The organism is Pseudomonas sp. PICF141 (genome assembly GCF_002286815.1).
Taxonomy (GTDB): domain Bacteria; phylum Pseudomonadota; class Gammaproteobacteria; order Pseudomonadales; family Pseudomonadaceae; genus Aquipseudomonas.
On sequence record NZ_MUNM01000072.1, the window covers coordinates 12,609 to 39,072 of the forward strand.

Annotated in this window: 26 protein-coding genes; 17 read left to right on the top strand and 9 right to left on the bottom strand. The window is 59.4% G+C overall.

Annotated features, from left to right (window positions below; genetic code table 11):
- Positions 1-195: 195 nt before the first annotated feature.
- Genes BZL43_RS20495 through BZL43_RS20510 form a run of 4 tightly spaced genes read left to right on the top strand, consistent with a single transcriptional unit; the run spans position 196 to position 3,683 of the window.
- Positions 196-792: a paraquat-inducible protein A gene (locus tag BZL43_RS20495; RefSeq protein WP_095633985.1), complete on the top strand. Its 597-nt coding sequence runs from the start codon at positions 196-198 to the stop codon at positions 790-792.
- Entirely contained in the window at positions 789-1,481 is a 693-nt protein-coding gene (locus BZL43_RS20500; RefSeq protein WP_095633986.1) for a paraquat-inducible protein A, read from the top strand. Before BZL43_RS20495 ends, BZL43_RS20500 begins: the two co-directional genes overlap by 4 nt.
- Positions 1,462-3,117, top strand: coding sequence for an intermembrane transport protein PqiB (locus tag BZL43_RS20505; RefSeq protein WP_095633987.1), 1,656 nt, complete (start codon positions 1,462-1,464; stop codon positions 3,115-3,117). The genes BZL43_RS20500 and BZL43_RS20505 overlap by 20 nt, the downstream gene beginning before the upstream one ends.
- 17 nt (positions 3,118-3,134) lie before the next feature.
- Entirely contained in the window at positions 3,135-3,683 is a 549-nt protein-coding gene (locus BZL43_RS20510) for a membrane integrity-associated transporter subunit PqiC (RefSeq protein WP_095633988.1), read from the top strand.
- A gap of 138 nt (positions 3,684-3,821) precedes the next feature.
- Here BZL43_RS20510 and xerC read toward each other — a convergent pair whose 3' ends face one another.
- Positions 3,822-4,760 (bottom strand): tyrosine recombinase XerC, encoded by a 939-nt coding sequence (gene xerC, locus BZL43_RS20515; RefSeq protein WP_095634014.1) that lies wholly within the window; start codon positions 4,758-4,760, stop codon positions 3,822-3,824.
- An 805-nt stretch (positions 4,761-5,565) separates the two neighbouring features.
- Between xerC and arnE the strand changes: the two genes are divergently transcribed.
- Genes arnE through BZL43_RS20530 form a run of 3 tightly spaced genes read left to right on the top strand, consistent with a single transcriptional unit; the run spans position 5,566 to position 7,696 of the window.
- Positions 5,566-5,910 (top strand): 4-amino-4-deoxy-L-arabinose-phosphoundecaprenol flippase subunit ArnE, encoded by a 345-nt coding sequence (gene arnE, locus BZL43_RS20520; protein ID WP_095633989.1) that lies wholly within the window; start codon positions 5,566-5,568, stop codon positions 5,908-5,910.
- Positions 5,907-6,320 carry a 4-amino-4-deoxy-L-arabinose-phosphoundecaprenol flippase subunit ArnF gene (gene arnF, locus BZL43_RS20525; protein WP_095633990.1) on the top strand — a complete coding sequence of 138 codons (414 nt, stop codon included), beginning with the start codon at positions 5,907-5,909 and terminating at the stop codon, positions 6,318-6,320. Before arnE ends, arnF begins: the two co-directional genes overlap by 4 nt.
- Positions 6,317-7,696, top strand: a complete 1,380-nt coding sequence (locus BZL43_RS20530; protein ID WP_095633991.1) for a UDP-glucose/GDP-mannose dehydrogenase family protein — start codon at positions 6,317-6,319, stop codon at positions 7,694-7,696. The genes arnF and BZL43_RS20530 overlap by 4 nt, the downstream gene beginning before the upstream one ends.
- 261 nt (positions 7,697-7,957) lie before the next feature.
- On the opposite strand, the gene BZL43_RS20535 is transcribed toward BZL43_RS20530, so the two are convergent.
- Positions 7,958-8,923, bottom strand: a complete 966-nt coding sequence (locus BZL43_RS20535; RefSeq protein WP_095633992.1) for a LysR family transcriptional regulator — start codon at positions 8,921-8,923, stop codon at positions 7,958-7,960.
- Positions 8,924-9,245: 322 nt separating this feature from the next.
- On the opposite strand from BZL43_RS20535, the gene argH reads away from it, so the two are divergent.
- The 9 genes from argH to BZL43_RS20580 all read left to right on the top strand — a co-directional run bounded on the left by argH (position 9,246) and on the right by BZL43_RS20580 (position 18,871).
- On the top strand, positions 9,246-10,673 hold the full coding sequence (gene argH / locus BZL43_RS20540; protein ID WP_095633993.1) for an argininosuccinate lyase: 1,428 nt from the start codon (positions 9,246-9,248) through the stop codon (positions 10,671-10,673).
- 146 nt (positions 10,674-10,819) lie between these two features.
- Positions 10,820-11,698 carry an amino acid ABC transporter permease gene (locus BZL43_RS20545; protein WP_052966338.1) on the top strand — a complete coding sequence of 293 codons (879 nt, stop codon included), beginning with the start codon at positions 10,820-10,822 and terminating at the stop codon, positions 11,696-11,698.
- 10 nt (positions 11,699-11,708) lie between these two features.
- Positions 11,709-12,473 (top strand): amino acid ABC transporter ATP-binding protein, encoded by a 765-nt coding sequence (locus BZL43_RS20550; RefSeq protein WP_095633994.1) that lies wholly within the window; start codon positions 11,709-11,711, stop codon positions 12,471-12,473.
- Between the two features lie 53 nt (positions 12,474-12,526).
- Positions 12,527-13,351, top strand: coding sequence for an ABC transporter substrate-binding protein (locus BZL43_RS20555; protein ID WP_095633995.1), 825 nt, complete (start codon positions 12,527-12,529; stop codon positions 13,349-13,351).
- Positions 13,352-13,539: 188 nt separating this feature from the next.
- Positions 13,540-14,388: a polysaccharide deacetylase gene (locus BZL43_RS20560; protein WP_095633996.1), complete on the top strand. Its 849-nt coding sequence runs from the start codon at positions 13,540-13,542 to the stop codon at positions 14,386-14,388.
- Positions 14,381-15,268, top strand: a complete 888-nt coding sequence (locus BZL43_RS20565) for a polysaccharide deacetylase (RefSeq protein WP_095633997.1) — start codon at positions 14,381-14,383, stop codon at positions 15,266-15,268. The genes BZL43_RS20560 and BZL43_RS20565 overlap by 8 nt, the downstream gene beginning before the upstream one ends.
- 50 nt (positions 15,269-15,318) lie before the next feature.
- Positions 15,319-16,662, top strand: coding sequence for an MmgE/PrpD family protein (locus tag BZL43_RS20570; RefSeq protein ID WP_095634015.1), 1,344 nt, complete (start codon positions 15,319-15,321; stop codon positions 16,660-16,662).
- 176 nt (positions 16,663-16,838) lie between these two features.
- Positions 16,839-18,014, top strand: coding sequence for an MFS transporter (locus BZL43_RS20575; protein ID WP_095633998.1), 1,176 nt, complete (start codon positions 16,839-16,841; stop codon positions 18,012-18,014).
- Between the two features lie 161 nt (positions 18,015-18,175).
- Positions 18,176-18,871 (top strand): HPP family protein, encoded by a 696-nt coding sequence (locus BZL43_RS20580; protein ID WP_095633999.1) that lies wholly within the window; start codon positions 18,176-18,178, stop codon positions 18,869-18,871.
- 176 nt (positions 18,872-19,047) lie between these two features.
- On the opposite strand, the gene astA is transcribed toward BZL43_RS20580, so the two are convergent.
- The 7 genes from astA to BZL43_RS20615 form a co-directional block, all read right to left on the bottom strand.
- Positions 19,048-20,082 carry an arginine N-succinyltransferase gene (astA, locus tag BZL43_RS20585; RefSeq protein WP_095634000.1) on the bottom strand — a complete coding sequence of 345 codons (1,035 nt, stop codon included), beginning with the start codon at positions 20,080-20,082 and terminating at the stop codon, positions 19,048-19,050.
- Positions 20,079-21,023 (bottom strand): citrulline utilization hydrolase CtlX, encoded by a 945-nt coding sequence (gene ctlX / locus BZL43_RS20590; RefSeq protein WP_095634001.1) that lies wholly within the window; start codon positions 21,021-21,023, stop codon positions 20,079-20,081. The genes astA and ctlX overlap by 4 nt, the downstream gene beginning before the upstream one ends.
- Before the next feature lie 289 nt (positions 21,024-21,312).
- A complete protein-coding gene (locus tag BZL43_RS20595; RefSeq protein WP_095634002.1) occupies positions 21,313-21,792 on the bottom strand; it encodes an Lrp/AsnC family transcriptional regulator in 480 nt (159 codons plus the stop codon).
- 12 nt (positions 21,793-21,804) lie between these two features.
- Complete coding sequence (locus tag BZL43_RS20600; protein ID WP_007900193.1) at positions 21,805-22,566, bottom strand: ABC transporter ATP-binding protein; 762 nt, start codon at positions 22,564-22,566, stop codon at positions 21,805-21,807.
- Positions 22,567-22,619: 53 nt separating this feature from the next.
- Complete coding sequence (locus BZL43_RS20605; protein ID WP_095634003.1) at positions 22,620-23,330, bottom strand: ABC transporter permease; 711 nt, start codon at positions 23,328-23,330, stop codon at positions 22,620-22,622.
- Complete coding sequence (locus BZL43_RS20610; RefSeq protein WP_095634004.1) at positions 23,327-24,052, bottom strand: ABC transporter permease; 726 nt, start codon at positions 24,050-24,052, stop codon at positions 23,327-23,329. Before BZL43_RS20610 ends, BZL43_RS20605 begins: the two co-directional genes overlap by 4 nt.
- A 76-nt stretch (positions 24,053-24,128) precedes the next feature.
- Positions 24,129-24,908 carry a transporter substrate-binding domain-containing protein gene (locus BZL43_RS20615; RefSeq protein ID WP_095634005.1) on the bottom strand — a complete coding sequence of 260 codons (780 nt, stop codon included), beginning with the start codon at positions 24,906-24,908 and terminating at the stop codon, positions 24,129-24,131.
- Positions 24,909-25,355: 447 nt separating this feature from the next.
- Between BZL43_RS20615 and BZL43_RS20620 the strand changes: the two genes are divergently transcribed.
- Positions 25,356-26,462, top strand: a complete 1,107-nt coding sequence (locus BZL43_RS20620; RefSeq protein ID WP_095634006.1) for an enoyl-CoA hydratase/isomerase family protein — start codon at positions 25,356-25,358, stop codon at positions 26,460-26,462.
- Positions 26,463-26,464: the final 2 nt, after the last annotated feature.

Sequence of the window (26,464 nt, forward strand, 5' to 3'; positions counted from 1 at the left end):
TATGCCTGACGGAATTCGATGGCAAATTGTGGGGCCGCTTCGCGACCCAACAGGGGCAAGTCCCCTCGCCACAAATGGCTATCTGATCTTGATGGGGCCAGTGCATCCTTGATCAGTCTTTTATTTGCTCAATCGCAAGTCACTTCTATATTGAGGGTGTGCTCTGACTTCCCTGTCTTATGGCGAGTGCGGCCTATGGCTACGACTGACCAACTGATCATCTGCGAGCACTGCGACTGCGTGTATGAAAAAGTCACGCTTGCCAAACATCAGAAAGCCCTGTGTACCTGCTGCGGCGGCGTGCTGCAGCGTTATAACGGACTGTCGGTGGAGCAGCGTCTGGCCTTGGCCTTCACGGCAATGGTGCTGTGGATTTTCGCCAACTTCTATCCCGTCATGAGCATCAGCCTCAAGGGCCTGAAAAACAGTGCGACGCTGTGGGATTCGGTATTGGCATTGAGCCAGGGACCGATCACCTTTATTGCGCTGGTGGCGGCGATATCGATCATCATCGCGCCGCTTTTTCAACTGGCGTTGCTGATCTGGGTCCTGAGCTTCGCCCTCGCGCATCGGCGCTCGCCAGGCTTCAAGCTGTGCATGCGCTGGCTGGAAACCCTCAGGCCCTGGAGCATGCTCGAGGTTTGTCTGCTGGGGGCAATGGTGGCGGTGTTCAAACTGGCAGGCATGCTCGATGTCATACCCGGCCTTGGCCTGTTTGCCCTGGCGGTTCTCAGCCTGCTGCTGATCCGCATCGCCGGGCGCGATGTCCGTGAATTGTGGGATACCTTATGAACAGGCCACCGCTCGCCAGCGAACTCGACCTGTGCCTGTGCCATAGCTGCGGCCTGGCCTGCGACATAAAGGATAACCCTCACGAATGCCCACGCTGCGGCGCGCCGCTGCATGCTCGCAAAACCAACTCGTTGACCCGCACATGGGCTTACTTGCTGACCTCGCTGGTGTTTTATATTCCCGCCAATCTGCTTCCGGTCATGAACACCAGTCTGTTCGGCAGTGGCTCCGATAGCACCATCATGAGCGGTGTGCTGGAGTTCTGGGCACACGGTGCGTGGGACATTGCCCTGATTATTTTCATCGCCAGCATCGCGGTACCGGGCATCAAGTTCGTTGCCCTTTCCCTGCTGCTGATCACCGTGCAGCGCGGCAGCCACTGGGCGCGCAAGGAGCGTTCGAAGCTTTACCGTTTCGTCGAGCTGATCGGCTACTGGTCGATGCTCGATGTCATCGTTGTCGCGCTCGTCGCCGCGCTGGTGAAATTCCAGGCGCTGGGCGATATTCAACCACGCTTGGGGATTTTGTTCTTTGGTCTGGTGGTGGTATTCACCATGCTGTCAGCCATGAGTTTCGACCCGCGGCTGATTTGGGATGAAAAGCGGGATAACGAGCGGGATGAAGTGCCGGATAACGAGCGCAATAACCCACCAAACGAGGAGGTCATGGATGAAGTCGCAAGCCACTGATGGGCCGCAAGACCCTGGCCAGGCCAGTATCAAGACCCGTCGCTTCAGCGTTTCGCTGGTATGGATTGTGCCGCTCGTTGCGGTGCTGGTGGGGATCTCCCTGGTGATACACAGCGTGATGCAGGAAGGCCCGACCATCACCGTCACGTTCAAGACCGGTAGCGGTCTTACGGCCAACAAGACCGAGGTCAAATACCGCAACGTGGTCATCGGCCATGTTTCGGAAGTGAAGCTGAGCAACGATCAGAAAAGCGTTAGCGCCACGATCAAACTCGACAAACAGGCTGAAAACTTCACCCGCGAAGACTCGCAATTCTGGGTCGTGCGCCCGCGCATTGGTGCCGGCGGCGTATCGGGCATCGATACCCTGCTGTCAGGCGATTACATTGGTGCCGACATCGGCGTGGCCAATGCCCGTTCCAAACACTTCATTGGTCTGGAAAACCCGCCGCCCATTACCTATGGCGAGCCAGGCAAGCGTTTCATGTTGCGCACCCCGGACCTGGGCTCGCTGGACATCGGCTCCCCCGTCTATTACCGCAAGATTCCAGTCGGGCAAGTGGTGGCGTATGCGCTGGATGCCGACGGCAAAGGGGTGAACATCGAAATTTTCGTGCATTCGCCCCATGACGTCTTCGTCACGCAGAACACCCGGTTCTGGAACGCCAGTGGTATTGATGTGAACGTGGGTGCCAACGGTTTTGCGGTGAGTACCGAGTCGTTGTCTTCGTTGTTGGTGGGCGGTATCGCGTTTCGCGCGCCGGAATACAGCCCCGATGATCAGCCAGCCAGCGAGAATAAAGCCTTTGAGCTGTTCGAAGACCAGCAAACCGCTCTCGCGCCCCCTTTTGGCAAGGGACAGTATTTGAGTTTACGTTTCGATCAGGCAATGCGCGGGCTGAAGGTCGACGCGCCGGTGGAGTTCCTCGGCATCGAATTTGGCAGAGTCGTCTCGGTCAATCTGGATTTCGACGCGAAAAAGCGCAGCTTCCCGGTCAATGTCGGCATTGTGATCTATCCGCAACGCCTCGGTCAGGCTCATTTAAAGATGCTCGAGGCTTTGAAGCATGACCCGAATGACGAAGCCGCTGGCGTACGGCTGATGGGCAGCTTCATCGAAAACGGCCTGCGGGCCCAGGCCCGTAGCGGCAATCTGTTGACCGGTCAGCTCTACATCGCGCTCGACTTCTACCCCGACGCAGAGAAAGTCGTGTTCGATCCAACCGCCCGCCCCGTGACCATCCCCACCATCCCTGGCAGCCTCGAGCAGTTGCAGGAAAAACTGGAAAACATGGTCAACAAGATCAACCAGCTGCCGATCGATCGAATTGCCGGCAATCTGGACAGCAACCTCGTCGAACTGCGCAAGGGCCTCGTACAGTTCAACGCCAGGACCCTGCCCGGCGTGCAGACCACCTTGGGGGACGTCAGCAAGGCCTTGCAATCGGCCAGCTCGACCTTGGCCGAGGATTCGCCGCAACGGGAGCAGTTGACCCAAACCCTGGACGAACTCGGGCGCATGTCACGTTCCTTGCGTGAACTTTCGGATTACCTGGGCCGGCATCCGGAATCGCTGATTCGCGGTCGTCCCGACAATGCCGCACCAATGGACATGAAGGCGCCACCGCGCAACTGACCACAGGAGCAATACCCATGGCTTTCCCGCTGAAGATCTCGCTGGTCACTGCGCTGTTACTGCTCACCGCTTGCCGCAGCGATCCGATTCAGTTCCATACCCTGACCCCGACCCAACTGAGCGGCGCAAGCGGCGGCGCGGAGATTCAGATCGAAAGCATCACCGTGCCGCCCCAGGTCGACCGCCCGCAGATTGTCATTCGCCAGGGCAACAGTGGCGTGGCAATCCTCGAAACCGAATGGTGGGCGGCGACGCTGGTGGATGAATTGCGCAGCGCCTTGGTCGATCAACTGGTCACCAGCAATCTGCAACGCAGAGTGTCGTTGCGACTGGACGTGCAGCGCTTTGATTCGATCCCCGGTCAATACGCCTTGATCGACGTCAGATGGCGCCTGCGCAGCCTCGGCCCCGGCGATGCGGCGGTGATCACCTGTCGCAGCACATTGCAGACCCCCACAGGCCCGAGCATCGATGAGCTGGTGCTCGCCCATCAGAACAATGTGAAACGGTTAGCTGCGCTGATCAGTCAGGCGATCGGCTCGCAAAAAGGCTGCCCTTCGGCGTAATGCCGGTAAGTTAAGAAATTTGAGCGACGAAAATCCTGTGGGAGCGTGGCTTGCCCGCGAAGAAGGCACCGCAGTTTTTCAGGTACTGCGCGTCATCGTTCTTCGCGGGCAAGCCACGCTCCCACAGGTTCTGTGTGGTCACAAATCGAAACGGTCCACTGCCCGACGGCGTTCATTGTCGTCGCGCACATCATAATGGGCGGTGGTCTGGATGTTGCTGTGGTGAGCCAGTTTCTGCGCGATCGACAGGTCATGCTCTTCGATCACTCGGGTGATGAACGACCGCCTAAAATCGTGCGGCATGATTTTCACCCCGACCTGTGCACCGCGTTGCCGGGCAATGTAGTAGATCGCATGCTTGGTGATGCGCTCACGGGTAATGTGGCTGCCACGGCGAATGCGGTTGAACAGGAACGGGTCGTCCGTTTCCCCCTCCTTTAACTGCGAACGTCGCAGTTCCAGCCAGGCGTCCAGTTTGGCGAAGGCCCACGCTGGCGCGTACTTGATCAACTGTTTGTTGCCCTTGGCGGTGACGCACAGGCTGCGCTCGGTGAAATCCACCTGGGCCAGGTCCAGATTCACCGATTCCGATTTGCGCATCCCCGACCCGTACAGAATCCCGATGATGGCCGCGTCCCGCAGCCCTTGTGGCCGAGGATCGGCGGCGCACACCTCCATCAAGTCGCGAATCAAGGTGCGCTTGAGGTTGCGCCCCTGGGACAGTCGTGTGCCGGCAATGCCTTTGACCGAGCGCATCTTCAGCAAGTGCTCCTGACTGATCAGGCTCATGCGCCACGCTTCGTTCATCACCCCGCGCACCGCATTGACATAAAGCGAGGAGGTATTGGGCGCGTAGCCGTCTTCGCGCAAGGTCGCGACCAGGGCAACGACATCCTCAGGTTGTAGCTCGTGCCAGGGAATCTCTTCGATGTTCATGTCTTCGAAGTCCAGACGGTCGGCGGCGTCCTGCATGACATAACGCATGGTCAACTGGCTGGACGGCGCCAGGCGCGCCAGGTACAGGGTTAACGGGTTGGCTTTGGAAACACTGGGTTCGGTAACAGGTAAGTCAATCAATGAAACGGCCTTGAAATGAATAAAGTTCAACAAAACAACTGAACAATGAAAATTACTTAAGATAAAAAAAGCACTTCAGCTTGATCAAATAAACAATTCGCCGCCGCGATGCCCTCTTTGTAGCAGCTGTCGAGCCTGCGAGGCTGCGTTCGGCTGCGAAGCACTCGTGAATCCGGCTGATGCGGTTTGCCTGATACACGGCAGGTTCTGGTTTGACGACTGCTTCGCAGCCGATCGCAGCCTTCGGCAGCTGCTACAGATCGCCTATGGCAATTGCATCAGGCACTGATGTCGGGCTTGCTAATGAGCGGGATAAGCGGCGCAAGTCTGAGCAGTGGCTATCATGAGCTTCAGATAAACAATTCACCCACCGGTTTCATGTTCCTTAGGCAAAAACGGGCGTGGCCTTCCCTTCATTCTATGAGCCCGAGGGGCCGTCACGCTGCCGGTCATGGCCGGAAAAGTCAATTAGTGGCTTCTTGGCTTATTGGCTAAGTCTTTGAAAAACTTAGTTTTCATGGATTTTGCCAGCACCGCTCAAGCCCTGGCTCGGGGCGCCTGAAACGCCCCGATGTGGCGTTACACAGCTCGATAGGCGAATTGAAATATGGCCTCGCCTATCCTCATTCAATAAAGCAGCGATTCGCGGACAAGGTGCGCCCGTGCATGGGAAAAAAACCGCCAGAGGTTCGGTCGATGGTGATGCGGGTCAAGGGCAATGGCGTGCGGAAAAATCGAACGACCGGCCAAGGATGGCAAACGTTATGAGCAACCTGGGGATGCTGGCCTTTCCTCAGGGGGGGTTATGAGCCTGCTGCTCGTATTGGCCGCTTGCCTGCTGACCTGCCTGGGCCAGGTCGCCCAGAAGTACGCCGTGGAAAGTTGGCGCGGCAAGACGTCGGGCTGGGGCGAGAAACTGCGTTCGCCGTGGCTGTGGCTGGCGCTCGCCTCTCTCGGGTTGGGCTTGCTGGTCTGGCTGCTGGTGTTGCAGCGCCTCGAGGTCGGCATCGCCTATCCCATGCTCAGCCTGAATTTTGTGTTGATTACCTTGGTCGCCCGCTTCGTCTTTCACGAAACCATCGACCGCCGTCACTGGCTGGGCGTGGCGCTGGTGATCGCTGGCGTGGTGCTGCTGGGGCAACACGCATGAGCCTGCGTCGCGGACTCGCCTTCGCCCTGGGCAGCGTGCTGTTGGGCAGCGCCGCACAGTTGGGCATGCGCTGGAGCATGACCCGTTTGCCCCATCCCGAACAGTGGGTATCCGCCTTGAGCAACGGCAGCGTTGATGCGTTCGCTGTAGCCGTCGTGCTGGCGGCCATCCTCGCTTATGCCGTGTCGATGTTCACCTGGCTCGCCGCCCTGCGCGATTTGCCCCTGGGTCGGGCGTATTCACTGCTGAGCATCAGCTACGCGCTGGTGTATGTGCTGGCCGCCAGCCTGCCGCTGTTCAACGAAACCTTCAGCCTTTCGAAAACCCTGGGGGTGGCGCTGGTCATCCTCGGTGTCATCACCATCAACTCTCGACCTGCTCATGCGTCCACTATCAGGAGAGCTCCATGAAAATCAGCGTATTTGGTAGCGGTTATGTCGGCCTGGTGCAAGCTGCCGTCCTGGCTGAAGTCGGCCACGACGTGGTGTGCATGGACATTGACGAAAAGAAAGTCGCGCTGCTGCAACAAGGCCACGTCAGTATCTTCGAGCCGGGGCTGGCCAGCCTGGTGCGCGAAAGCCTGGAAGCCAAACGGTTGCAGTTCACCATCGACGAAAAATACGCGGTGCAACATGGCCAGGTGCTGTTCATCGCCGTCGGCACTCCGTCCCGGGACGATGGTTCAGCGGATCTGCGCCACGTGCTGTCAGTGGGTGAAGCGGTGGCACGTCACCGTGAACAACCGGTGATTCTGGTGGAGAAATCCACGGTGCCGGTGGGCACGGGCGATACGTTGCGCGCGCATATCGAAAAGTGCCTGCTCAAAATCGGTCGACTGCTGCAGTTCGATATTGTCTCCAACCCCGAGTTTCTCAAGGAAGGTTCGGCCGTGGCTGACTGCCGGCGCCCGGACCGCATCATCATCGGCTGTGAACGTGACGAGGTACGCGATGTGATGCGCGACCTCTACGCCCCATTCAACCGTAACCATGACCGCATCATGTTCATGGACCTGCGCAGCGCCGAGCTGACCAAATACGCCGCCAACTGCATGCTGGCGACCAAGATCAGTTTCATCAACCAGATCGCCGAACTGGCCGAACATTTGGGCGCCGACATCGAATCGGTGCGGCTAGGCATCGGCGCCGATTCACGCATCGGTTATCACTTCATTTATCCCGGCTGCGGTTACGGTGGCTCGTGTTTCCCCAAGGACATGCGCGCGCTGATTCACAGTGCCGAAACGGCCCACTGCTCCAGCGACCTGTTGCAAGCGGTGGAGGCCATCAACCAGCGGCAGAAACACAAATTGTTCGAACGCATCAACGCCTTCTACAAGGGCGACTTGCGCGGCAGAACCTTCGCCGTGTGGGGGCTAGCGTTCAAGCCCAACACCGACGACATGCGCGATGCGCCGAGCCGGGCGCTGCTGGAATCGCTGTGGGCGGCCGGGGCCCATGTGCGGGCGTTCGACCCGCAGGCCATGCAGGAAACCCAATTCCTCTATCCTGACCAATCGAAGCTGATGCTCATGGGCACGCCGGAATCGGTGCTCGCGGGTGCGGATGCATTGATCATCTGCACCGAATGGCAGCAATTCAAGGCGCCAGACTTCGATCTGATCCAGCAACGGCTCAACGCGCCGGTGATCTTCGACGGGCGTAACCTGTACGACGCCGAACGCCTGGCCCGCAGTGGCTTCCTGTACTTCCCGATGGGCCGTGGTGAATCGCGCAACCTGCCGATTCCCCATCAGCAATGGCCAGCGGCCTCGGTCGTTGCCTGACGCGCCCATTTGCGGCCTCCCTTTGTAGGAACTGCCGCAGGCTGCGATCTTTGGCGGCTTCAAAGTTGCCGAAAATCAAGATCAAAAGATCGCAGCCTGCGGCAGTTCCTACACAAAGCTCGGTGTACGCAGGCTTGTAGGCGCCGCCGAAGGCCGTGATCTTTTGGCGGCTTCGAAGTTGCCGAAGTGTGGCAGTTCCTACATAGAAGTATTGTCTGTTGGTTATTATTGTTTGCCATGCTTGAACACTTGCGCTTGAGGTCAAACCGACGCCTTCAGATCCACCCCCAACGCTTGGGCAAACGCCTTCACCAACGGACTGCGCACGGTGTTGTGGCGCAGAATCAGATTGAACGGCGTGACGATATTGATCAGGTCCGGTCGTACCGCCCGAAACTGCCCCTGAGCCACCAGATTGGCGGCGTAATGCTGGGGCAGAAAACCCACGAAACGGCCGGTTTTAACCAGCAGCGCTACGGCTTCGACCTGAGTCGCCGACGTGGAAAAGCTGTCGTAGCGGGCAAAATTCAGTTTGTCTCGATGGATCGCATAGCGGTGATTGATGCACTCGTGATCCTGCAGCACGTTGCTGCCCATCTCCGCCTCTGGCACCGAGAACAGCGGATGGCCGACAGCGCAATACACATACGAGTGTTCTTCATAAAGCGGGAAGTAATCGAACTCCTCTCGTTTCTGATAAACCGGCACGATCCCGGCCACTAAGCGCCCCTCGACTACGCCTCGTTCCACCTCATCTAACTGAGACGCCTGAAGTTGAAATCTTACTTTTGGCGACTCTTCATTCAGCTTTCTAAGCGCCGCAACTAACGGTGAATTATCGTCGGTAATCGTATTATCGATAACCCCCACCCCAAGGTCGCCAATAAGTTCGTTCTGCGCCGAACTAAGCCGGTCTCGAAAGTTGTCGACCGAGGCAAACAGATCGATTGACGCCTGGTACACCAACCGGCCTTCTTCGGTGAGGTGAAAACCTTCCCGCCCTCGGGTGCACAGGCGCATACCGATCCGAATCTCGAGGTCGGAGATCTGTTTGCTGATGGCCGCCAGGCCCACATTCAGCTCATTCTGCGCCGCACTGAAGCCACCGGCCTCGACCACGGCCTTGAACACTTTGAGCAGTTTGAAGTCCAGACCACTGAGGGCCAGCGGTGCCCGATGTACCGTTTTTGGCGGCGGGTTTCCGGAATTGGAAAGTGGGGTTTCCATAATGCTTATTTACCTCTGGCGCCCTATTCAACACTCTGTGTCCAACAACAAAAACAGTGCTGGCTAATAATAATGAACACAGAAAACAAAGCTTGGCAACCGTTTATAAATCCCGCAGATCAGTGCCAACTCACTGATTTCGAACTATTAAAAGCTGACACTTCAACGTAGGAGCTGCCGCAGGCTGCGATCTTTTGATCTTGATCTTTTATGGGTCAACCAAGATCAAAAGATCGCAGCCTTCGGCAGCTCCTACATGAGATATCGCTTCGATCTGACGGCACACCGATTTCAGTTCGCGTTACCGACGAGGAAAACAACAATGTCTCAAACCACCGACCGTCTCTGGGGTGCCCGCTTCAAGAGCGGCCCGTCCGAAGCCCTGGCGGCCTTGTCCCGTTGCCCCGAGCGCTACTTTCGCCTTACCCCGTATGACCTCGCCGGTTCCAAGGCGCATGCCCGGGAATTGCAACGCGCAGGGCTTCTGAGCGAGCAGGAAACCCAGACCATGCTCGACGCCCTGGAGCGTATCGGTGAGGACTTCCGTGCCGGCAGCATCGCGCCGACGCTGGACGACGAAGACGTCCACACGTTCATCGAGCGCCTGCTCACCGAACGCCTCGGCGCCCTGGGCGGCAAGCTGCGCGCTGGCCGCTCGCGCAACGACCAGACCGCCAATGACCTGCGCCTGTTCCTGCGTGATCACGTGCGCACCCTGGCCGTCGAAGTGCTGGCCTTGCAACAAGCGCTGGTGGATCAGGCCGAGCAACACATCGAGAGCATCTGCCCTGGGTTCACCCACTTGCAACAGGCCCAGCCAATCGTCTTTGCTCACCACTTGCTGGCCCACGCCCAATCGATGTTGCGTGACGTGCAGCGCCTGGTGGATTGGGATGTGCGCACCTCGCTGTCGCCACTCGGTGCGGCGGCCATGGCCGGTTCCGCCATCGCGCGTCTGCCGCAGCAGTCGGCCAAGGAAATGGGCTACAGCGGCGTGTGCGAAAACTCCATTGACGCCGTTGCCAGCCGCGATCACGTTGCCGAGTTCCTGTTTATCGCCAGCATGCTGGGGATCAACATTTCCCGCCTCGCCGAAGAGTTCTGCCTGTGGTCGTCGCGGCAATTTCGCTGGGTAGCGCTGGACGATGCCTACGCCACCGGCAGTTCGATCATGCCGCAGAAGAAAAACCCGGACATCGCCGAACTGGCCCGGGGCAAGGCTGGGCGCCTGATCGGCAACCTGACCGGTTTGCTGTCGACCCTCAAATCCCTGCCGCTGTCGTACAACCGCGACTTGAGTGAAGACAAGAATGGCGTGCTGGACAGCGTCGACACCCTGCTGCTGGTGCTGCCGGCGATGGCTGGAATGGTCGCGACCATGAAGGTCAACGTCGAAGAGTTGCGTCGTCAGGCACCACTGGGTTTCACCCTCGCTACCGAAGTGGCGGACTGGCTGGCAGTGCGCGGCGTGCCGTTCAAGGAAGCTCACGAAATCACCGGCGCACTGGTCCAGGCCTGTGAGAAACATGAGATCGAATTGTGGGAAGCCTCCCCGGCGCTGCTGGCCGAGATCGATTCGCGCCTCAAACCTGAAGTGCGCGACAGCCTGACACTGGAAGCCGCCATCGCCGCCCGCAGTGGCTGGGGCGGCACCGCGCCGCAACAGGTGCGCGAGCAGATCGGCCGACTGAAAACTGCCCTTGCGGCGCAGCAGCAATGGGCCGATGACTATCAGGGATTCCGTCTTTAAGTCAGAGCGCAAAACCTGTGGGAGCGGGCTTGCCCGCGATGAGGCCACCACATCCACATTTTTGTTGACTGACAGTCCGCTATCGCGGGCAAGCCCGCTCCCACAGGGACTGTGCGACCTGAAATACCAGCATACGGAGAAACAACATGAGCCAGACTCAGGCAGAACGACTCCAGGCGGAGCGCAAACTGGCGGAGAACCAGTTTGATATCACGCAATACCAGCATGTACCACGGCGTTACTACGGGCGGATTTTCTTCGCCACGGTGATCGTGATTGCAATTGTCGGCCTGGTACGGGCCTTCGCCGAAGGCAAGATCGAATGGTCGTACATCGGCCAGTTCCTGACCTCACAGGCCATTATGTGGGGCCTGCTCAACACCATCGTCATGGCGGTGCTGGCGATGGCGCTGGGCATCGTGTTCGGGGTAATCACGGCGATCATGCGCATGTCGGCCAACCCGATCCTGCGCTATGTGGCGCTGACCTACACCTGGCTGTTTCGCGGCACGCCGCTGATTCTGCAACTGCTGCTGTGGTTTAACCTGGCGCTGATTTTCCCCACCATCGGCATCCCCGGCCTGTTCGAAATGGACACGGTGAGCCTGATGACGCCGTTCGTGGCCGCCCTCCTCGGCTTGAGCATCAACCAGGGCGCCTACACCGCCGAAGTGGTACGCGCCGGCCTGCTCTCAGTGGACACCGGGCAGTACGAAGCCGCCAAGTCGATCGGCATGCCGCGCCTGCAAGCCCTGCGCCGGATCATCCTGCCCCAGGCCATGCGGATCATCATTCCGCCGGTGGGCAACGAGTTCATCGGCATGGTGAAAATGACCTCCCTGGCGAGTGTCATCCAGTACTCGGAACTGCTCTACAACGCCCAGAACATCTACTACGCCAACGCCCGCGTGATGGAACTGCTGATCGTCGCCGGTATCTGGTACCTGGCCACCGTTACCGTGCTGTCCTTTGGTCAAAGCCGACTGGAGCGTCGTTTCGCTCGCGGCGCCGGCAAGCGTTCTTGAGGAGTTCAACATGAGAAGCATCGTCAAGGCCGTGGGCCTGAACAAGTACTACGACCATTTCCACGCGCTCAAGGACATCAACATCGAGGTCGAGCAAGGTGAAGTGCTGTGCATCATCGGCCCGTCCGGCTCCGGCAAAAGCACGCTGCTGCGCTGCGTCAATCAGCTGGAAAAAATCGACAAGGGCGGCCTGTGGGTCGACGGCGAGCTGGTGGGTTACCGCATCGCCGGCAACAAACTGCACGAGCTCAACGAAACACAGATCGCTCGCCAACGCCTGGCCACCGGCATGGTGTTCCAGCGCTTCAACCTGTTTCCGCACATGACTGTGCTGCAAAACATCATCGAAGGGCCGTGCCAGGTGCTCAAGCGTTCGCCCAAAGAAGCGCACGAAGAAGCCTTGGAGTTGCTCGCTCGCGTCGGCCTGGCCGACAAACGCAACAGCTACCCGATCGAACTGTCGGGTGGTCAGCAACAACGGGTGGCGATTGCCCGCGCGTTGGCCATGCGACCCAAGCTGATGCTGTTCGATGAACCCACTTCGGCACTCGACCCGGAACTGGTCGGAGAGGTGCTGTCGGTGATGCGCGATCTGGCGCAGACCGGCATGACCATGATCGTCGTCACTCATGAACTGGGCTTCGCTCGCGAGGTTTCCAACCGCATGGTGTTCATGGACGAAGGACAGATCGTGGAGGCTGGAAGCCCCGAAGAAATACTAATAAGTCCGCAAAACCCACGCACCCAAAGCTTCATTTCTGCCGTTCGAACCTAAGCGCCAGCCTGGGAAACCAAGCGCTGCGTAACAACACTCATAAGAGAACGACCATGAAGAACTTCGTTATCCCCGCAGTACTCGCAGGCCTGATGACTTCCACTGTCAGCTTTGCCGCCCAATTGCCGGCCAGCATCAAGGACAAGGGCGAGGTCGTGGTGGCAATCATGCCGAACTACCCGCCGATGGATTTCAAGGACCCGGCCACCAATACCCTCACAGGGCTCGACTATGACCTGGGCAACGCCCTGGCCGAACGTCTGGGCGTGAAGATCAAATGGCAGGAAACCGGCTTCGAGCAAATGATCAACGCGCTGACCACCGACCGCGTCGACATGGTGATGTCGGGCATGACCGACACCGCCGAGCGTCAGGCCAGCGTGACCTTCGTTGACTACTTCACCAGCGGCCCGCAGTTCTACACCTTGCAGAAAAACAAGGACACCAACGAGATCATCGACCTGTGCGGCAAAAAAGTCGGCACCAGCCGGCGTACGACTTTCCCGGCGGAAATCGCCGAGTGGAGCAAGGCCAACTGCGAAGCCGCCGGCAAGCCAGCGATCAACGTGATCGGCACCGAAGGCTCGGCAGACGCCCGCGCGCAACTGCGTCAAGGCCGTATCGACGCGGCCATGCAAGGCAGCGAAACCCTGCCGTACCTCAAGACCCAGGAAAAGGACATGTACAAAACCGTGGGCCTGCCAATTTCCAAGCAATTCACCGGGCTGGGTGTGAGCAAGAAGAAGCCTGAGCTCAGTGAAGCGGTGAAAGTGGCGATGCAGAGCCTGGTCGATGACGGCAGCTACCAGGCGATCCTGAAGAAATGGGACCTGGAACTGGGAGCGATCAAGACCGTGACCATCAACGCCGGCAAGTAACACGTCTCGTAGCAGCTGCCGAGCCTGCGAGGCTGCGTTCGGCGGCGCAGCCGTCGTGAATTCAGACTACGCGGTGTTTCAGGGAAACCTCGTGTGCAGTGTTTACGACGGCTGCGCCGCCGAACGCAGCCTCGCAGGCTCGGCAGCTGCTACAGGTGTTTCAACTATAAATTCTGGAGCGCCATACGATGTCCTCCTCACCGCAACCCACCTGGCCCGATCAGCACAGAGCCTGTCTCGCCCTGGCCTTCGACCTCGATGGCCCGACCGGCGATGCGATGCTCAACGGTTCGATCTGGCGCAAGCCCGAGTATTTCGGCTTCGGTGGTTACGGCCCCTATCGGGCGCTGCCGCGGATTCTCGATTTGCTGGATGAGTTCCGGATTCCGACCACGTTTTTCGTCCCGGCATGGGTCGTGGAGAACTGGCCGAAACAGTGCCAGGCAATCGTCGAGCGCGGGCACGAGGTGGCTTACCACGGTTACAAACATGAATCCTTTTACGCCCTGACGCTGGATCAGCAAAAGGACGTGATGCACACATGCCGCGAGGTGTTCTGGAAGCATCTGAACATCCGCGCCGAAGGTTTCCGCACGCCATCCGGCGACTGGCGGGCCGAAACACCGGCCATGCTGGTGGAAGCCGGCGTGATCTATTCCAGCAGCATGCGCGGTGATGATCGGCCGTATCTGGTCAACGTGCCGGGCTTCCATACGCCGCTGGTGGAAATCCCCGGCCGCTGGGAACTGGACGATTACGCCTCCCTCGCCTACACCCGCGCGCCAGACTTCCCGTCGGGGCTGGACCGCACGGCGAGCTACGAATTGACCCTCGACAATTGGTGCCGCGAGTTCGGCGGTGCCATGGACGAAGGGTTGTGCCTGACCACCCTCTTCCACCCCAAGATCACCGGCAAACCGGGGCGCATCCTGCTGTTGGAAAAACTCTTCGAACACATGCGCCAACGCGACGACGTTTGGTTCGCCACCTGCCGCGACGTCGCTCACTGGTGGCTGAAGGAGCATCACCGTGGCTGATTCCATCGTCTGGCCCAACGGCTACCGCTGCGCCGTGGTGCTGACCGTCGATTACAACGACATTCACGGCATCCTTACCCAGGCCCCGGAAGTCGTCGGGCGTGACAAGACCTTATCGGTGTGGCGCTACGGCACCCAACGGGGTGTCGAGCGTTTGCTCAGGCTTTTCGAAGAACTGGGCGTTTCCAGCAGTTGGTTCATTCCCGGCATCGTCGCCGAGGAAAACCCGCAGCACATCCAAGCGATCCAGGCTGGCGGGCATGAGATTGCCTGCGCCGGGTATCGCCATCAGAACTACGACAAGCTGACGCTGGCCGAGCAAAGCGCCGAGGTCACCAAGGGTTGTGCGGCGTTGAGTGCGCTGACCGGTCAGCGTCCGACAGGCTTTCGTATCCCGTCCGGTAACGGTGCGCCAGGCTTCATCGAGGCGTTAAGGGAACATGGCATGCGCTGGAGCTCTTCATGGCGCGGCGATGATTTGCCCTTCGCTCACCCGACGGCGCCCGAAGTGATCGAGCTGCCGTTGCACTACGAACTGGAAGACGAACCCTACTTTGCCTTTAACCTCAGCCCGGCAGTGCCGCCGGCGCAATCGCGGATCGCCTCTTACAGCCACACGCTGGGCAACCTGCAAATGGACTTCGCCGGGTTTCACCGGTTCGGGTTGTGCTACGTGTTGCGGTTGCACCCGGAGATCATTGCCACGCCGGGGCGAATCGGCGTATTGCGCGAATTGCTGCAAAGTATCCAGCAGCATGACGATGTGTGGCTCGCTACCGGTGCTGAGATCGCTCAATGGTGGGCTGAATCGGCAGCGCTCGTGACCGAGGATCATCCGGCGGCGGTGTATGAACGTCATTACCGGGATGACGGCGTATGAAAGTTCAAGATCAAGAGATCGCAGCCTTCGGCAGCGCCTACGGTGGGGTGATGCGGATGGAGCGATTGGCGCAGTTTTGTGTGGACACTTGTTTTGAAGATTTACATCCCGCGTTGGTTGCGCAAGCCAGGCGACACATCCTCGACACTTTCGGCGTAACCCTGGCCGGGGCTGGCAGTGAGGTGGCGAAGCAGGCACGTCAGGTTTTTGAGGGTGAGGTCGGCAGCACGTTGGTCTGGGGCACCGATCAGCGCGTCGGCGCGGCGCAGGCTGCCCTGCTCAATGGCATCGCCGCGCATGCCCTGGAGCTGGACGACACCGGTGGCTGCGATCACTCCGGCGCAGTGGTGCTGCCGGCGGTGCTGGCTGCACTCTCAATATCGGTAAAACCCGTGAGCGGCCGCGAATTGATTACCGCCGTGGTGATCGGCTACGACATCAGCCGTCGGGTACTCGAAGCCTGCGGCGGTTACTCGGCCCACAACGGCGCCGGTTGGCATTCCACGGCGACGTGCGGGGTGTTTGGCGCAGCGGCGGCCAGTGCACGGATTCTGGGTCTGGATGCACAGCAAACACTGTCGGCGCTGGGCATTGCCGGCAGCTTCAGCGGCGGTCTTTGGGCGTTCATTAATGATGGCTCGCAAAGCAAAAAACTCCACAGCGGTCGGGCTGCCGAAGGTGGATTGTTGGCGGCGCGGTTCGCGCAACAAGGCATCACCGGGCCGACAAAATTGTTCGATGATGCCTGGGGCGGTTTTCTCAAGACCCTCGCGGCGGATACCTCCGTGCCCGAGGCACTGGATGCCGGATTGGGCCAGGTATGGAAACTCGCCCGCTGCTCGATCAAACCCTACGCGGCATGCCGGGGGACGCATTCGGCAATCGATGCATTGGGCCTGTTGCTGGACCAATTGCAGGTTGACGTTCATCAGATCGAAGACGTTCAGGTTTCGTTGTGCGCATTCCTTCAGGGCATGTGTGGTGGTCAGGACATCAATACCCTGCCAGCGGCGCAGATGAGTTTGCGTTATGCCCTCGCGGCCCGACTGGTCCATGGGCATTGCCGGTTGGAAGCCTACGATGACGAACAGCGCCACCATCCGCGAATTGCTCACTGGATGTCGTGTATTCATCTTGAAGTCGACCCGCTACTGTCCGAGGATGGCGAGCCTGTGGTCAGTGTGCGGACGGTGGATGGTCGGCAAGCGAGCCTGTGCGTCGAGGTGCCGCTGGGTGCGCCGGGCAATCCGCTGAGTGATGAGGCGCTGGAGGAGAAGTTCTTCAGTCTGGCGGGACGGGTGATGCCGCGACAGCGCGCGCAAGGATTGATTGAGCAGTTATGGAAGCTTGAAGAACTGGAGTCGGTTCGGGCGCTTGATAGGTGGCTGACTTGAGTATGGCGTTGTCTGTGCGGGCCTCATCGCGGGCAAGCCCGCTCCCACAAGGTTCGCGTCGAGCCACGATTAAATGATCGACACAAAACCTGTGGGAGCGGGCTTGCCCGCGATGAGCAGCGACTCGATATCCCGGCGAACACTACAGAATCTAAAATAAGGACATTTGCCCCACCGTGGCCACTTACTCCCTCGTTATTCGCCGCTTGATGATCGTTTCCCTGACCATCGTCGTCAGCCGCGCCATTACCAGCCCGTTGCTCACGCTGTTCCTGAGCAACAAACTCGGCCTCAACCAACAGGACGTCGGCCTGTTGCTGGGCATCGCGGTGTTCATCGCCACGCTGCTCGCACTTTACGGTGGTTACATCATCGACCGCCTTGAAAAACGTCGGCTACTGATTCTGACCATGCTCTCCAGCGCCATCGGTTTCGTGTTGCTGACCTTCGCCGAAAACCTCTACCTGACCACCGCCACCCTGGTGATCACGGAAACCGCCTCGGCACTGTTTTTGATCGGGTCCAAGGCGATCCTCAGCGAAAACCTGCCCGTGGGCCAGCGCGCCAAGGCGTTTTCGCTGCGCTACACCCTGACCAACATCGGCTACGCCACCGGCCCGATGCTCGGCGTGGTGATCGCCGGGGTGCAGCCGCTGGCGCCGTTTCTGATCGCCGGCGGCATCGCGTTCTTCAGTATTTTCCTGATGAGTGGAATTCCCAAAGACCCGGCCCAGACACCCGCGATCGACCAGCCCCAGAGTTTCCTCAAAACCCTGATCACCCTGAAGAACGACCGCACGCTGATCATGTTCACCTGCGGCTGCCTGCTCAGCACCGTGGTGCACGGTCGTTTCACCCTGTATTTGTCGCAATACCTGCTAGTCACCCAAGACACCCAGCGCGCCCTGGAAACCATGGCCGCCCTGCTCGCTTGCAACGCCATCAGCGTGATCCTGCTGCAATACCAGATCGGGCGGTTCCTCCAGCGCGAACAACTGCGTTACTGGATTGCCGGCGGCACCAGCCTGTTCATCCTCGGGTTGATCGGTTTCAGCCTGGCTGACAGCCTGGTGAGCTGGTGCGTGGCGATGTTCATCTTTACGCTCGGCGAAATGATCATTTACCCGGCTGAATTCCTCTTCGTCGACACCCTGGCCCCGGAAGCACTGCGGGGCAGTTACTACGGCGCGCAGAATCTCGCAGCCCTCGGTGGGGCACTGAGCCCGGTGATCTGTGGTTATCTGCTGCTGCACACCCCCGCGCCCACCATGTTTTATGCGCTGAGCGCATTGACGGCGATGGGCGGTTTGCTGTGCTTCATGAGCGGTCGGCGCGTGGCAATACTGCAATAATAATGCACTGAAGCAGCATTAATATGAATTTGTCAGCATAAGGAATGATCGGCACACTGTGCGCCGTTCCTCCCCCAATAGTTGGAACTACTTCAAGGGCTTTCTGGGTATCCCAGCTAAGCCTTTTTTTTGCCTCGATTTTTATACGGACCGTTTGCCTCATGTTTGCTCGCTGGTTACCTGCCGCCATCAACACCCGCCCTTCAGAATGGAGCCGCGCCGCCATCGGCATGTCACTGGGCACGATGTTCAGCGTCTGGGTCTGCAGTCAGGTATTCGGCATGCAAGTGGCGCTGCATCTGATCGGGCCACTGGGCGCTTCGGCGGTGCTGTTGTTCGCCGTGTCCTCAGGCGCGCTTGCCCAGCCGTGGTCGATTCTTGGCGGCTACCTGTGTGCGGGCGTGGTCTCGCTGCTGGTCGCTCATGTGCTCGGACGCACCCTCGGCAGCGCTTGCCTGGCGGCGGGCATGGCACTGATTCTGATGTGTTGGTTGCGTTGTTTGCATCCACCGGCCGGTGCCTTGGCGTTGCTTATGGTGGTGGCAGACCCGGCGACCATCGCCCTGGAGTGGAAAGCCCTCGGTCCGGTGATGCTCAGTGCCTCGACGATGCTGCTCAGCGCATTGGCGTACAACAATCTGACGCGCATTCGTTATCCCAAACGCCCCACTGAACCGGCGCCGATGATGCCCCTCCCCGACAGTCAGGCGATCACTGCCGCGGATCTGAAACTGGCCCTCGCCGAGATGGAGGCCTTCTACGACGTCACTCCCGAAGACCTCGAACAATTGATCCATGCCAGCGAGCTGCATGCCAAGCGCCGTAGTATTGGTGAAGTGCTGAGCAGCAGAACCTGACACCTTGTAGCAGCTGCCGAGCCTGCGAGGCTGCGTTCGGCGGCGAAGCCGTCGTCAATCCTGTATACGCGGTTCTCCCGAAACACCGCATAGCCTGACTTCACGACGGCTTCGCCGCCGAACGCAGCCTCGCAGGCTCGGCAGCTGCTACAGTCGCATTTCGCCACAGGGTTTCACTATGCAGCAGACTGCTGGCGCGCCGGCACTGCCAGGCTCACCGCGCGCACCGACGACCCGGCACTCAAGCCCAACGTTTTCGCCGTTTGCGCATCGACGATCAAGGTCCCGGCGGCAACGCGTGCGGGAGCAGCGGTAATCCGGCATTCGGCAAACTGGCGGTTGTGGATCAGGTACGTCGCCGCCTGCTCTCCCGGTGTGCCGATGCTCAGTTGCAGCACCTGACTGTCGCGCACCGCACGGATGTCGCCCGTGGCGCATTCGATCAGCGGCCCGCCGTCAAAGATATCGATGTAATCACGATGCTCGAACCCTTCTGCCTTGAGCATGCCCAGTGCCGGTTCGGTGTTGGGGTGCACGCGCCCAATGACCGCTCGCGCCGCCTCAGGCAACAGGCAGGTCGGCAGCGGAAACTTGGGCATCAGTTCAGCGATGAAGGTTTTGTTGCCAAGGCCTGTGAGGTAGTCGGCGTCAGCGAAATTCATCTTGAAGAAGTGCCGCCCCAGACCTTCCCAGAACGGTGAAATACCGTCTTCGTCCGAATAGCCCCGCATCTCCGCGATCACCTTGTCACCGAAGTGCTGGCGAAACTCTGCCAGAAACAGGAAACGTGCCTTCGACAACAAGCGACCATTCAGACCGCTGCGGTGATCGGCATGCAAAAACAGCGAACACAGTTCCGAGTGGCCGGTCATGTCATTGCCCAGGAACAACGTCGGCAGTTGCTGATTGATCCCGAGGTTTTTCGACGCGGCAACAAACAGGCCCAGTCGATAGTTGTACCAGGGCTCGCGCAAACCGACAGCGCCTGCCAACGCGCAAATACCGACCGCTTGCTGCTGATCGTTTTCCAGCACGAACAGGTAGTCGGCATCGCCGCGCTCGGCCTCGCCTGCAAAGGTTTTCGCCGCCCATTCCAGGCGTTGGCTCAAACGCGCCGCATCGGCTGGCAAGGTGGTCAAACCGGTTCCGGCGCTATGGGCCAGGGCTAACAGGGCCGGCAAATCTGCCGGTGTTGCGGGACGGACAATCATTGCATTGGCTCCTGGGCAGGTTTGGACTGACGTTTCGATAGGTACACTTCGGCCAACATGCAGCGGGCGCTGCCGCCGCCGATGCGTTCAATGGTGTCGATATTCACCGGCAGCGGCGTGCTGTGTGATTCGATCAAACGGCGCTGACCAGCATTCAGCGATTGCCAGGCGGTACGCGACATCACCAACAAGGATTCGCCCGCGGCGTTGTGGACTTCCAGCATGTTGCCGGCGAACGATTCCAGCTGCGCCCAGTCCAGCGCGATCACTTCTTTACCGCTATCTTCCAGACGTTTACGCAGGGCCAGACGTTCGCCCGGATGGGTGACGGAGGCCAGGCACGCAATCGCCAGCCGCGTGCCGACACTCATCATCACGTTGGTGTGATAGATCGCCACGCCCTGACGGTCCACTGCGTTGAAGGCGCACAGCTCGTAACCCAAATGATCGACCAGTTGGTCCAGCGCCCGAGCGTGGGTGCGTGTGGAATAGCCGGCGTAACAAACCCGCTGCTGTCGATCCAGCACCATGCTGCCGGTGCCTTCGAGGAACACTTCCTGCTGTTCGAGGCTGGAAAGGTCCAGCAACTGCTCGACGTGGTACTCGTCCCGCAGCCAGTCGAGCACCCCTTTATCGCGCTCCAGGCGCCGGTTATGGCCTTGCATCGGGTACAGCACCAACGTGCCGTCAGGATGGCTGCTCCACCAGTTGTTGGGAAAGATCGAATCGGGGGTGTGCGGGGCTTCGAGGTCGTTATGCACCAGCACTTCGACGCCGTGGCTGCGCAGCGCGGCGACGTAGCCATCGAACTCTTGCAAGGCCTTGAGCTGCACGTCCTCGGACACATCGGCCGGGCGCTGGAAACGGTTGTTTGCCGCCGTGTCCTGATTGAACGAGAAACGTGTCGGGCGAATCATCAAAACGGTATTGGTGGTTTGCATGGGCACAGATTCAATGAGGGTTGAGAGGTGCTCATTGTCTGTTCAGAGCCGGGAAAAACCCGGTTGTTAGGGGAATGGGAGGTGATGGAAACGGCTGAAAATCGTGGGTGGCCCAGCCGATTCGGCGAGGGTCTGTAGCAGCTGCCGAGCCCGCGAGGCTGCGTTCGGCGGCGCAGCCGTCGTCAAACCATGCAACGCGGTGGTTCAGACAAATCGCGCACAGCGGATTGACGAGGACTTCATCCTCGAACGCAGCCTCGCGGGCTCGGTAGCTGCTACGAAGCAGCGGTTATCCCATGGTGGTCTTGACCATCGCCAATTCCGGATGGCTGACCAGTTTGTCGATGTGCAACTCCGGGTCGTCAAACCAGACTTCGGTCAGCACCCGATAATGCTCCATGTCCCGGCAACGCATGCGCAGGCTGTAGTCGAACGCACCGCTGATCAAACGGCATTCCAGCACCTCTGGACAGCCACGAACCTTGGCCTCAAAAGCTTTTTGCGCTGCCCGCCCGCTTTGGTTCGACAGTGCAACCAACACCAGCAGCGACAGGCCCGGCGTCAGTTTCTTTTCGTCGAGAATAGCCCCGTAACCACGGATAACCCCGAGCTGTTCGAGTTTGCGCACCCGCTCCAGGCACGGCCTGGGCGTGAGGTGTACGCGCTCGGAAAGCTTTTGATAAGTAATGCGCCCTTCGTGGCGCAGCACTTCGATAATTGCCTGATCGATACGATCAAGCACGATCGACAGATCGCGGATATCCGCCATGTACGTCTTGCCTCACTTCAAACGACCCGATAGGAATTGCTGTAAACGTTCACTCTTTGGCTGGTCGAGGATGGTTGCATCACCTTGCTCTTCGACCCGCCCCTGATGCAGGAACAGCACCTGGCTGGAGACTTGCCGGGCAAAGCCCATTTCATGGGTCACCATCAACATGGTCCGGCCTTCTTCGGCCAGCGCCTGAATCACCTTCAACACCTCGCCCACCAGTTCCGGATCGAGGGCCGAGGTCGGCTCGTCGAACAACAGAATCTCCGGTTCCACGGCCAACGCCCGGGCAATCGCCACGCGCTGTTGTTGCCCGCCGGACAGAAACGCCGGGTATTGATCGGCCACCCGTTGTGGCAAACCGACCTTGTCCAGATACGCCCGCGCGCTCTCTTCGGCGGCCTTGCGGCTGACACCCAGCACCCGACACGGCGCCAGTATGATGTTTTCCAGCACGGTCAGATGGCTCCACAGATTGAAATGCTGGAACACCATCGCCAGGCGTGTGCGCAAGCGCTGCAACTGCGCCGGGTTGGCGACTCGCATGCCGCCTGCGCCTGGGCGAGTGATGACTCGCTCACCGTCCAGCACAATCGCGCCTTCGTCCGCCCGCTCCAGAAAATTGATGCAACGCAGCATGGTGCTTTTACCCGAACCGCTGGCACCGATCATGCTCACTACATCGCCAGCCCGTGCGTTCAACGAGACGCCCTTGAGCACTTCATTGTCACCAAAACGTTTATACAGATTTTCAACCGTGAGTTTGTACATGCGTAAGTCTCCAGCAGCGCGTGCTTGGGCGCTGCTCTGGATGAAAAGAGGAATTAGTGCGCCGGCCCGAGGAAGCTCAACCAGCGCTTCTCCGCCAGACGAAACGCACCGACCAGGCCGAATGACAGTGCGAGGTACAGCAGGCCGGCAATACCGAAGGCCTGAAACGTCATGAAGGTCGCGGCATTGGCGTCCCGGGCGACTTTTAGAATGTCGGGAATGGTCGCGGTGAACGCCACCGACGTGGCATGCAACATCAGGATCACTTCGTTGCTGTAATACGGCAGCGCCCGGCGCAATGCCGAAGGCAGGATCAGCCGCAAGTACAGGCGCCAGCCGCTCAAGCCATAGGCATGGGCCGCTTCGATCTCCCCGTAAGGAATGCTGCGGATCGCCCCGGCGAAGATTTCCACGGTGTAGGCACAGGTGTTGAGCGTGAACGCCAGCAAGGTGCAGTTCATCGCATCGCGAAAGAACGCTTCGAGCAACGGTTGCGAGCGGACCACGGCGATGCCGTAGATCCCGCTGTAGCAAATCAGCAACTGGATATACAGCGGTGTGCCGCGAAACACATACGTGAACAGCTGGACCGGCCAGCGCAGCAGGCCCCAGCGCGAAGTGCGCATAATCGCCATTGGCAACGACAGGAAGAACCCCATCACGATGCTCGCCACCAGCAGCCACAAGGTCATTGCCAAGCCGGTGAGGCTGTAGCCGTCGCTGAACAGAAAGGGTTTCCAGTATTCGGCAATCAACTCGATCATCGCGCCATCCCCCGAACGCCCTGGTTATAACGCCGCTCGAGCACTCGCAAGACGTAGTTCGACGCGCTGGTGATCAGCAGGTACAGCGCCCCCGCCAGCAGCAGGAAATCGAGCATGTTGAAGGTACTTTTACCGGCTTCCTGCGCGACTTTGACCAGGTCCGACAAACCGATGATCGACACCAGCGCCGTGGCCTTGAGCAATACCAGCCAGTTGTTGCCCAGGCTCGGCAAGGCGAACCGCATCATTTGCGGGAACACCACGAAGCGAAACCGCTGCCAGCGGTTCAGACCAAAGCACGCGGCGGCTTCCTGCTGGCCGCGCGGCACGCTCATGATTGCCCCGCGAAAAGTCTCGGTGAAATACGCGCCGTAGATGAAGCCCAGAGTGATGACCCCGGCCACAAACGGATCGATTTCCATGTAAGGCCAGTTCATCGCTTCGGTCAGGCTGCTCAGCCAGCCCTGCAAGCTGTAGAAAATCAGCAGCATCAGCACCAGGTCAGGCACCCCGCGAATCAGGGTCGTGTAGAAGGTCGCGGGCAGGTTCAACAGTTTCAGCGGCGACAGCTTGGCCGCCGCGCCGAGCAGCCCCAAGGCCATGCTCACCAGCAGCGACAGCGCCGATAATTTGAGAGTGACCCAGGTGCCATGCAGCAACAAAGGGCCATAGCCTTGCAGGGACGAAAGATCGACCCCGATCAGATTCAGAAAGGAATTCACGCCAGTCACCTGTCTTGAGGCGCCCGTTTGCAAGCGCTGCGCCTGTTGTCAGGGCGCAGCGCTCGGGGCGCGAGGATCAGTTGTTGTAGAGGTCCAGATCGCCGAAATGCTTCTGCTGGATCTGTGCGTAGATGCCCTTTTCATGCAGGGCCTTGATGGCGGCATTGAGCATGCCTTTGAGCTCTTCGTTGTCCTTGCGGATGCCGATGGCGATTTCCGAAGGCACCAACGGGTCGCTGATGCCTTCGCTGTTCTGGAAATCCGCCCCTTGGGGAGACATCAGAAAGCTCATCTGCGCTTGCAGCTTGTCCTGGATCGACGCATCGAGACGCCCGAAAACCAGGTCGGCGTAAACCTGGTCCTGGTTCTGATAAGCGCGCAATTTCACCCCGCCCGGTCCCAATTTGGCCTTGGCGTAGGTTTCCTGGATGGTGCCCTGCATGTAACCGATGGTCTTGCCTCGCAGCGATTCGGCTGTGGGCAACAGGCCGGAGTCCTTGCGGGTGACGATGGCGGTCGGCCCGGCATACAGGCGATTGGTAAAGTCGATTTGTTTTTTGCGCGCATCGGTGACGGTCATCGAGGACTCGATGGCGTCGAACTTTCCTGCCTTCAGGGCTGGGATCAACCCATCGAAGTCATTACTGATCCACACGCACTTCAACTTAAGCTCGGCACAGATTGCATTGCCCAAGTCCACGCCAAACCCCTGCACGCCGCCATCGGCGGTGGTGGATTCAAAAGGCGGGTAACTGGGGTTGACGCCGAATCGCAGCTCTTTCCACTCCTTGGCGCTGGCAACCGTGGAACAGCACAGCAATGCCAGTAGCGATACGCTCAGCCATCTAGTCTTCATCTTCTTGAATCCCGATTTATTTGGAATTATCGCGGCCGGGCTAACCAGGCCACCTTTATGGGCAGGAACAGAGAGTCGATGCGGTTCACACCGCAACAGCGTTCTTATTGTTTTGCACAGGGTGCTTGTTACAGACCGGCACCTGGCCGAAACCCCTCGACACAAGGTTTCAAACCCGCGTCCAGAATGCCAACAGAAGCTCGGCGGCAGGTGTCGTTAGGACCGATGCAGACCCCCCTATTACGCTGATAAGGTGGTTTTCACAGCCGAATCGGTCGTGAGCGCCCGTACCTGTGCGTTTTGAGGAATACATTCGCGCCCGACATCACAAAAATGCAAACAGCACCTGCACGTATCCCGGTTGTACATCACAAATTTGCACTGATACGATCCAGCATCGCTCGCGCGCGAGCCTCTATAAAGAACAATAAAAGCAGGGAGTTAGTGATGACTGCTCAAGTTTCATCCCCGACCACACAGTCCATGGATGCCACGCAAAACGAGGTGTTGGCCGAGGTTCGCAATCACATCGGTCACCTCACCCTCAATCGCCCCGCCGGCCTCAACGCCATTACCCTGGACATGGTTCGCAGCCTGCAACAGCACCTGGATGCATGGGCCGAAGATCCGCAGGTAAACGCAGTGGTGTTGCGCGGCGCAGGTGAGAAAGCTTTCTGTGCCGGCGGCGATATTCGTTCGCTGTACGACAGTTTCAAAAACGGCGATACCCTGCACGAGGACTTCTTCGTCGAAGAGTACGCCCTCGACCTTGCCCTCCATCACTATCGCAAACCGGTCCTGGCCTTGATGGACGGCTTTGTGCTGGGCGGTGGCATGGGCCTGGTGCAAGGCGCCGATTTGCGGGTGGTCACCGAACGCAGTCGCCTGGCGATGCCGGAAGTGGCCATCGGTTATTTCCCGGACGTTGGCGGCAGCTACTTCCTGCCGCGCATCCCCGGTGAGCTGGGCATTTATCTGGGGGTCAGCGGCGTGCAGATTCGTGCCGCCGATGCGCTCTATTGCGGCCTGGCCGACTGGTATCTGGAAAGCGCCAGCCTGAGCGCGCTGGACGAGCAACTTGATCACCTCCAATGGCACGACACGCCACTCAAGGACCTGCAAGGCGTGCTGGCCAAACTCGCCGTGCAGCAATTACCGGTAGCGCCCCTGGCGGCGTTGCGGCCGGCCATCGATCACTTCTTCGCCCTGCCCGATGTGCCGAGTATGGTGGAACAACTGCGTGCAGTGACCGTCGCCGACACTCATGAGTGGGCCACGGCCACCGCCGACCTGCTCGAAAGCCGTTCGCCGCTGGCCATGGGCGTGACTTTGGAAATGCTGCGACGGGGTCGGCAGTTGAGCCTGGAACAGTGCTTCGCCCTCGAGTTGCATCTGGATCGCCAGTGGTTCGAACGCGGCGATCTGATTGAAGGCGTGCGCGCCTTGTTGATCGATAAAGACAAGAACCCGCGCTGGAATCCGCCGACTCTGCAGGCGCTGGACGCCGGGCACGTGGCGAGTTTTTTCACCGGGTTCGACCCAAGCTGGAGCTGAGC

Bases quoted from the DNA above. Each gene is read 5' to 3' on its own strand.
- BZL43_RS20620 (WP_095634006.1), top strand. From the start codon at position 25,356: ATGACTGCTCAAGTTTCATCCCCGACCACACAGTCCATGGATGCCACG.
- BZL43_RS20570 (WP_095634015.1), top strand. From the start codon at position 15,319: ATGCGGATGGAGCGATTGGCGCAGTTTTGTGTGGACACTTGTTTTGAA.
- BZL43_RS20505 (WP_095633987.1), top strand. From the start codon at position 1,462: ATGAAGTCGCAAGCCACTGATGGGCCGCAAGACCCTGGCCAGGCCAGT.
- ctlX (WP_095634001.1), bottom strand. From the start codon at position 21,023: ATGCAAACCACCAATACCGTTTTGATGATTCGCCCGACACGTTTCTCG.
- BZL43_RS20495 (WP_095633985.1), top strand. From the start codon at position 196: ATGGCTACGACTGACCAACTGATCATCTGCGAGCACTGCGACTGCGTG.
- BZL43_RS20580 (WP_095633999.1), top strand. From the start codon at position 18,176: ATGTTTGCTCGCTGGTTACCTGCCGCCATCAACACCCGCCCTTCAGAA.
- BZL43_RS20550 (WP_095633994.1), top strand. From the start codon at position 11,709: ATGAGAAGCATCGTCAAGGCCGTGGGCCTGAACAAGTACTACGACCAT.
- BZL43_RS20605 (WP_095634003.1), bottom strand. From the start codon at position 23,330: ATGATCGAGTTGATTGCCGAATACTGGAAACCCTTTCTGTTCAGCGAC.
- argH (WP_095633993.1), top strand. From the start codon at position 9,246: ATGTCTCAAACCACCGACCGTCTCTGGGGTGCCCGCTTCAAGAGCGGC.
- BZL43_RS20535 (WP_095633992.1), bottom strand. From the start codon at position 8,923: ATGGAAACCCCACTTTCCAATTCCGGAAACCCGCCGCCAAAAACGGTA.
- BZL43_RS20545 (WP_052966338.1), top strand. From the start codon at position 10,820: ATGAGCCAGACTCAGGCAGAACGACTCCAGGCGGAGCGCAAACTGGCG.
- BZL43_RS20595 (WP_095634002.1), bottom strand. From the start codon at position 21,792: ATGGCGGATATCCGCGATCTGTCGATCGTGCTTGATCGTATCGATCAG.
- BZL43_RS20530 (WP_095633991.1), top strand. From the start codon at position 6,317: ATGAAAATCAGCGTATTTGGTAGCGGTTATGTCGGCCTGGTGCAAGCT.
- arnE (WP_095633989.1), top strand. From the start codon at position 5,566: ATGAGCCTGCTGCTCGTATTGGCCGCTTGCCTGCTGACCTGCCTGGGC.
- BZL43_RS20615 (WP_095634005.1), bottom strand. From the start codon at position 24,908: ATGAAGACTAGATGGCTGAGCGTATCGCTACTGGCATTGCTGTGCTGT.
- astA (WP_095634000.1), bottom strand. From the start codon at position 20,082: ATGATTGTCCGTCCCGCAACACCGGCAGATTTGCCGGCCCTGTTAGCC.
- BZL43_RS20510 (WP_095633988.1), top strand. From the start codon at position 3,135: ATGGCTTTCCCGCTGAAGATCTCGCTGGTCACTGCGCTGTTACTGCTC.
- BZL43_RS20600 (WP_007900193.1), bottom strand. From the start codon at position 22,566: ATGTACAAACTCACGGTTGAAAATCTGTATAAACGTTTTGGTGACAAT.
- BZL43_RS20560 (WP_095633996.1), top strand. From the start codon at position 13,540: ATGTCCTCCTCACCGCAACCCACCTGGCCCGATCAGCACAGAGCCTGT.
- BZL43_RS20555 (WP_095633995.1), top strand. From the start codon at position 12,527: ATGAAGAACTTCGTTATCCCCGCAGTACTCGCAGGCCTGATGACTTCC.
- BZL43_RS20500 (WP_095633986.1), top strand. From the start codon at position 789: ATGAACAGGCCACCGCTCGCCAGCGAACTCGACCTGTGCCTGTGCCAT.
- arnF (WP_095633990.1), top strand. From the start codon at position 5,907: ATGAGCCTGCGTCGCGGACTCGCCTTCGCCCTGGGCAGCGTGCTGTTG.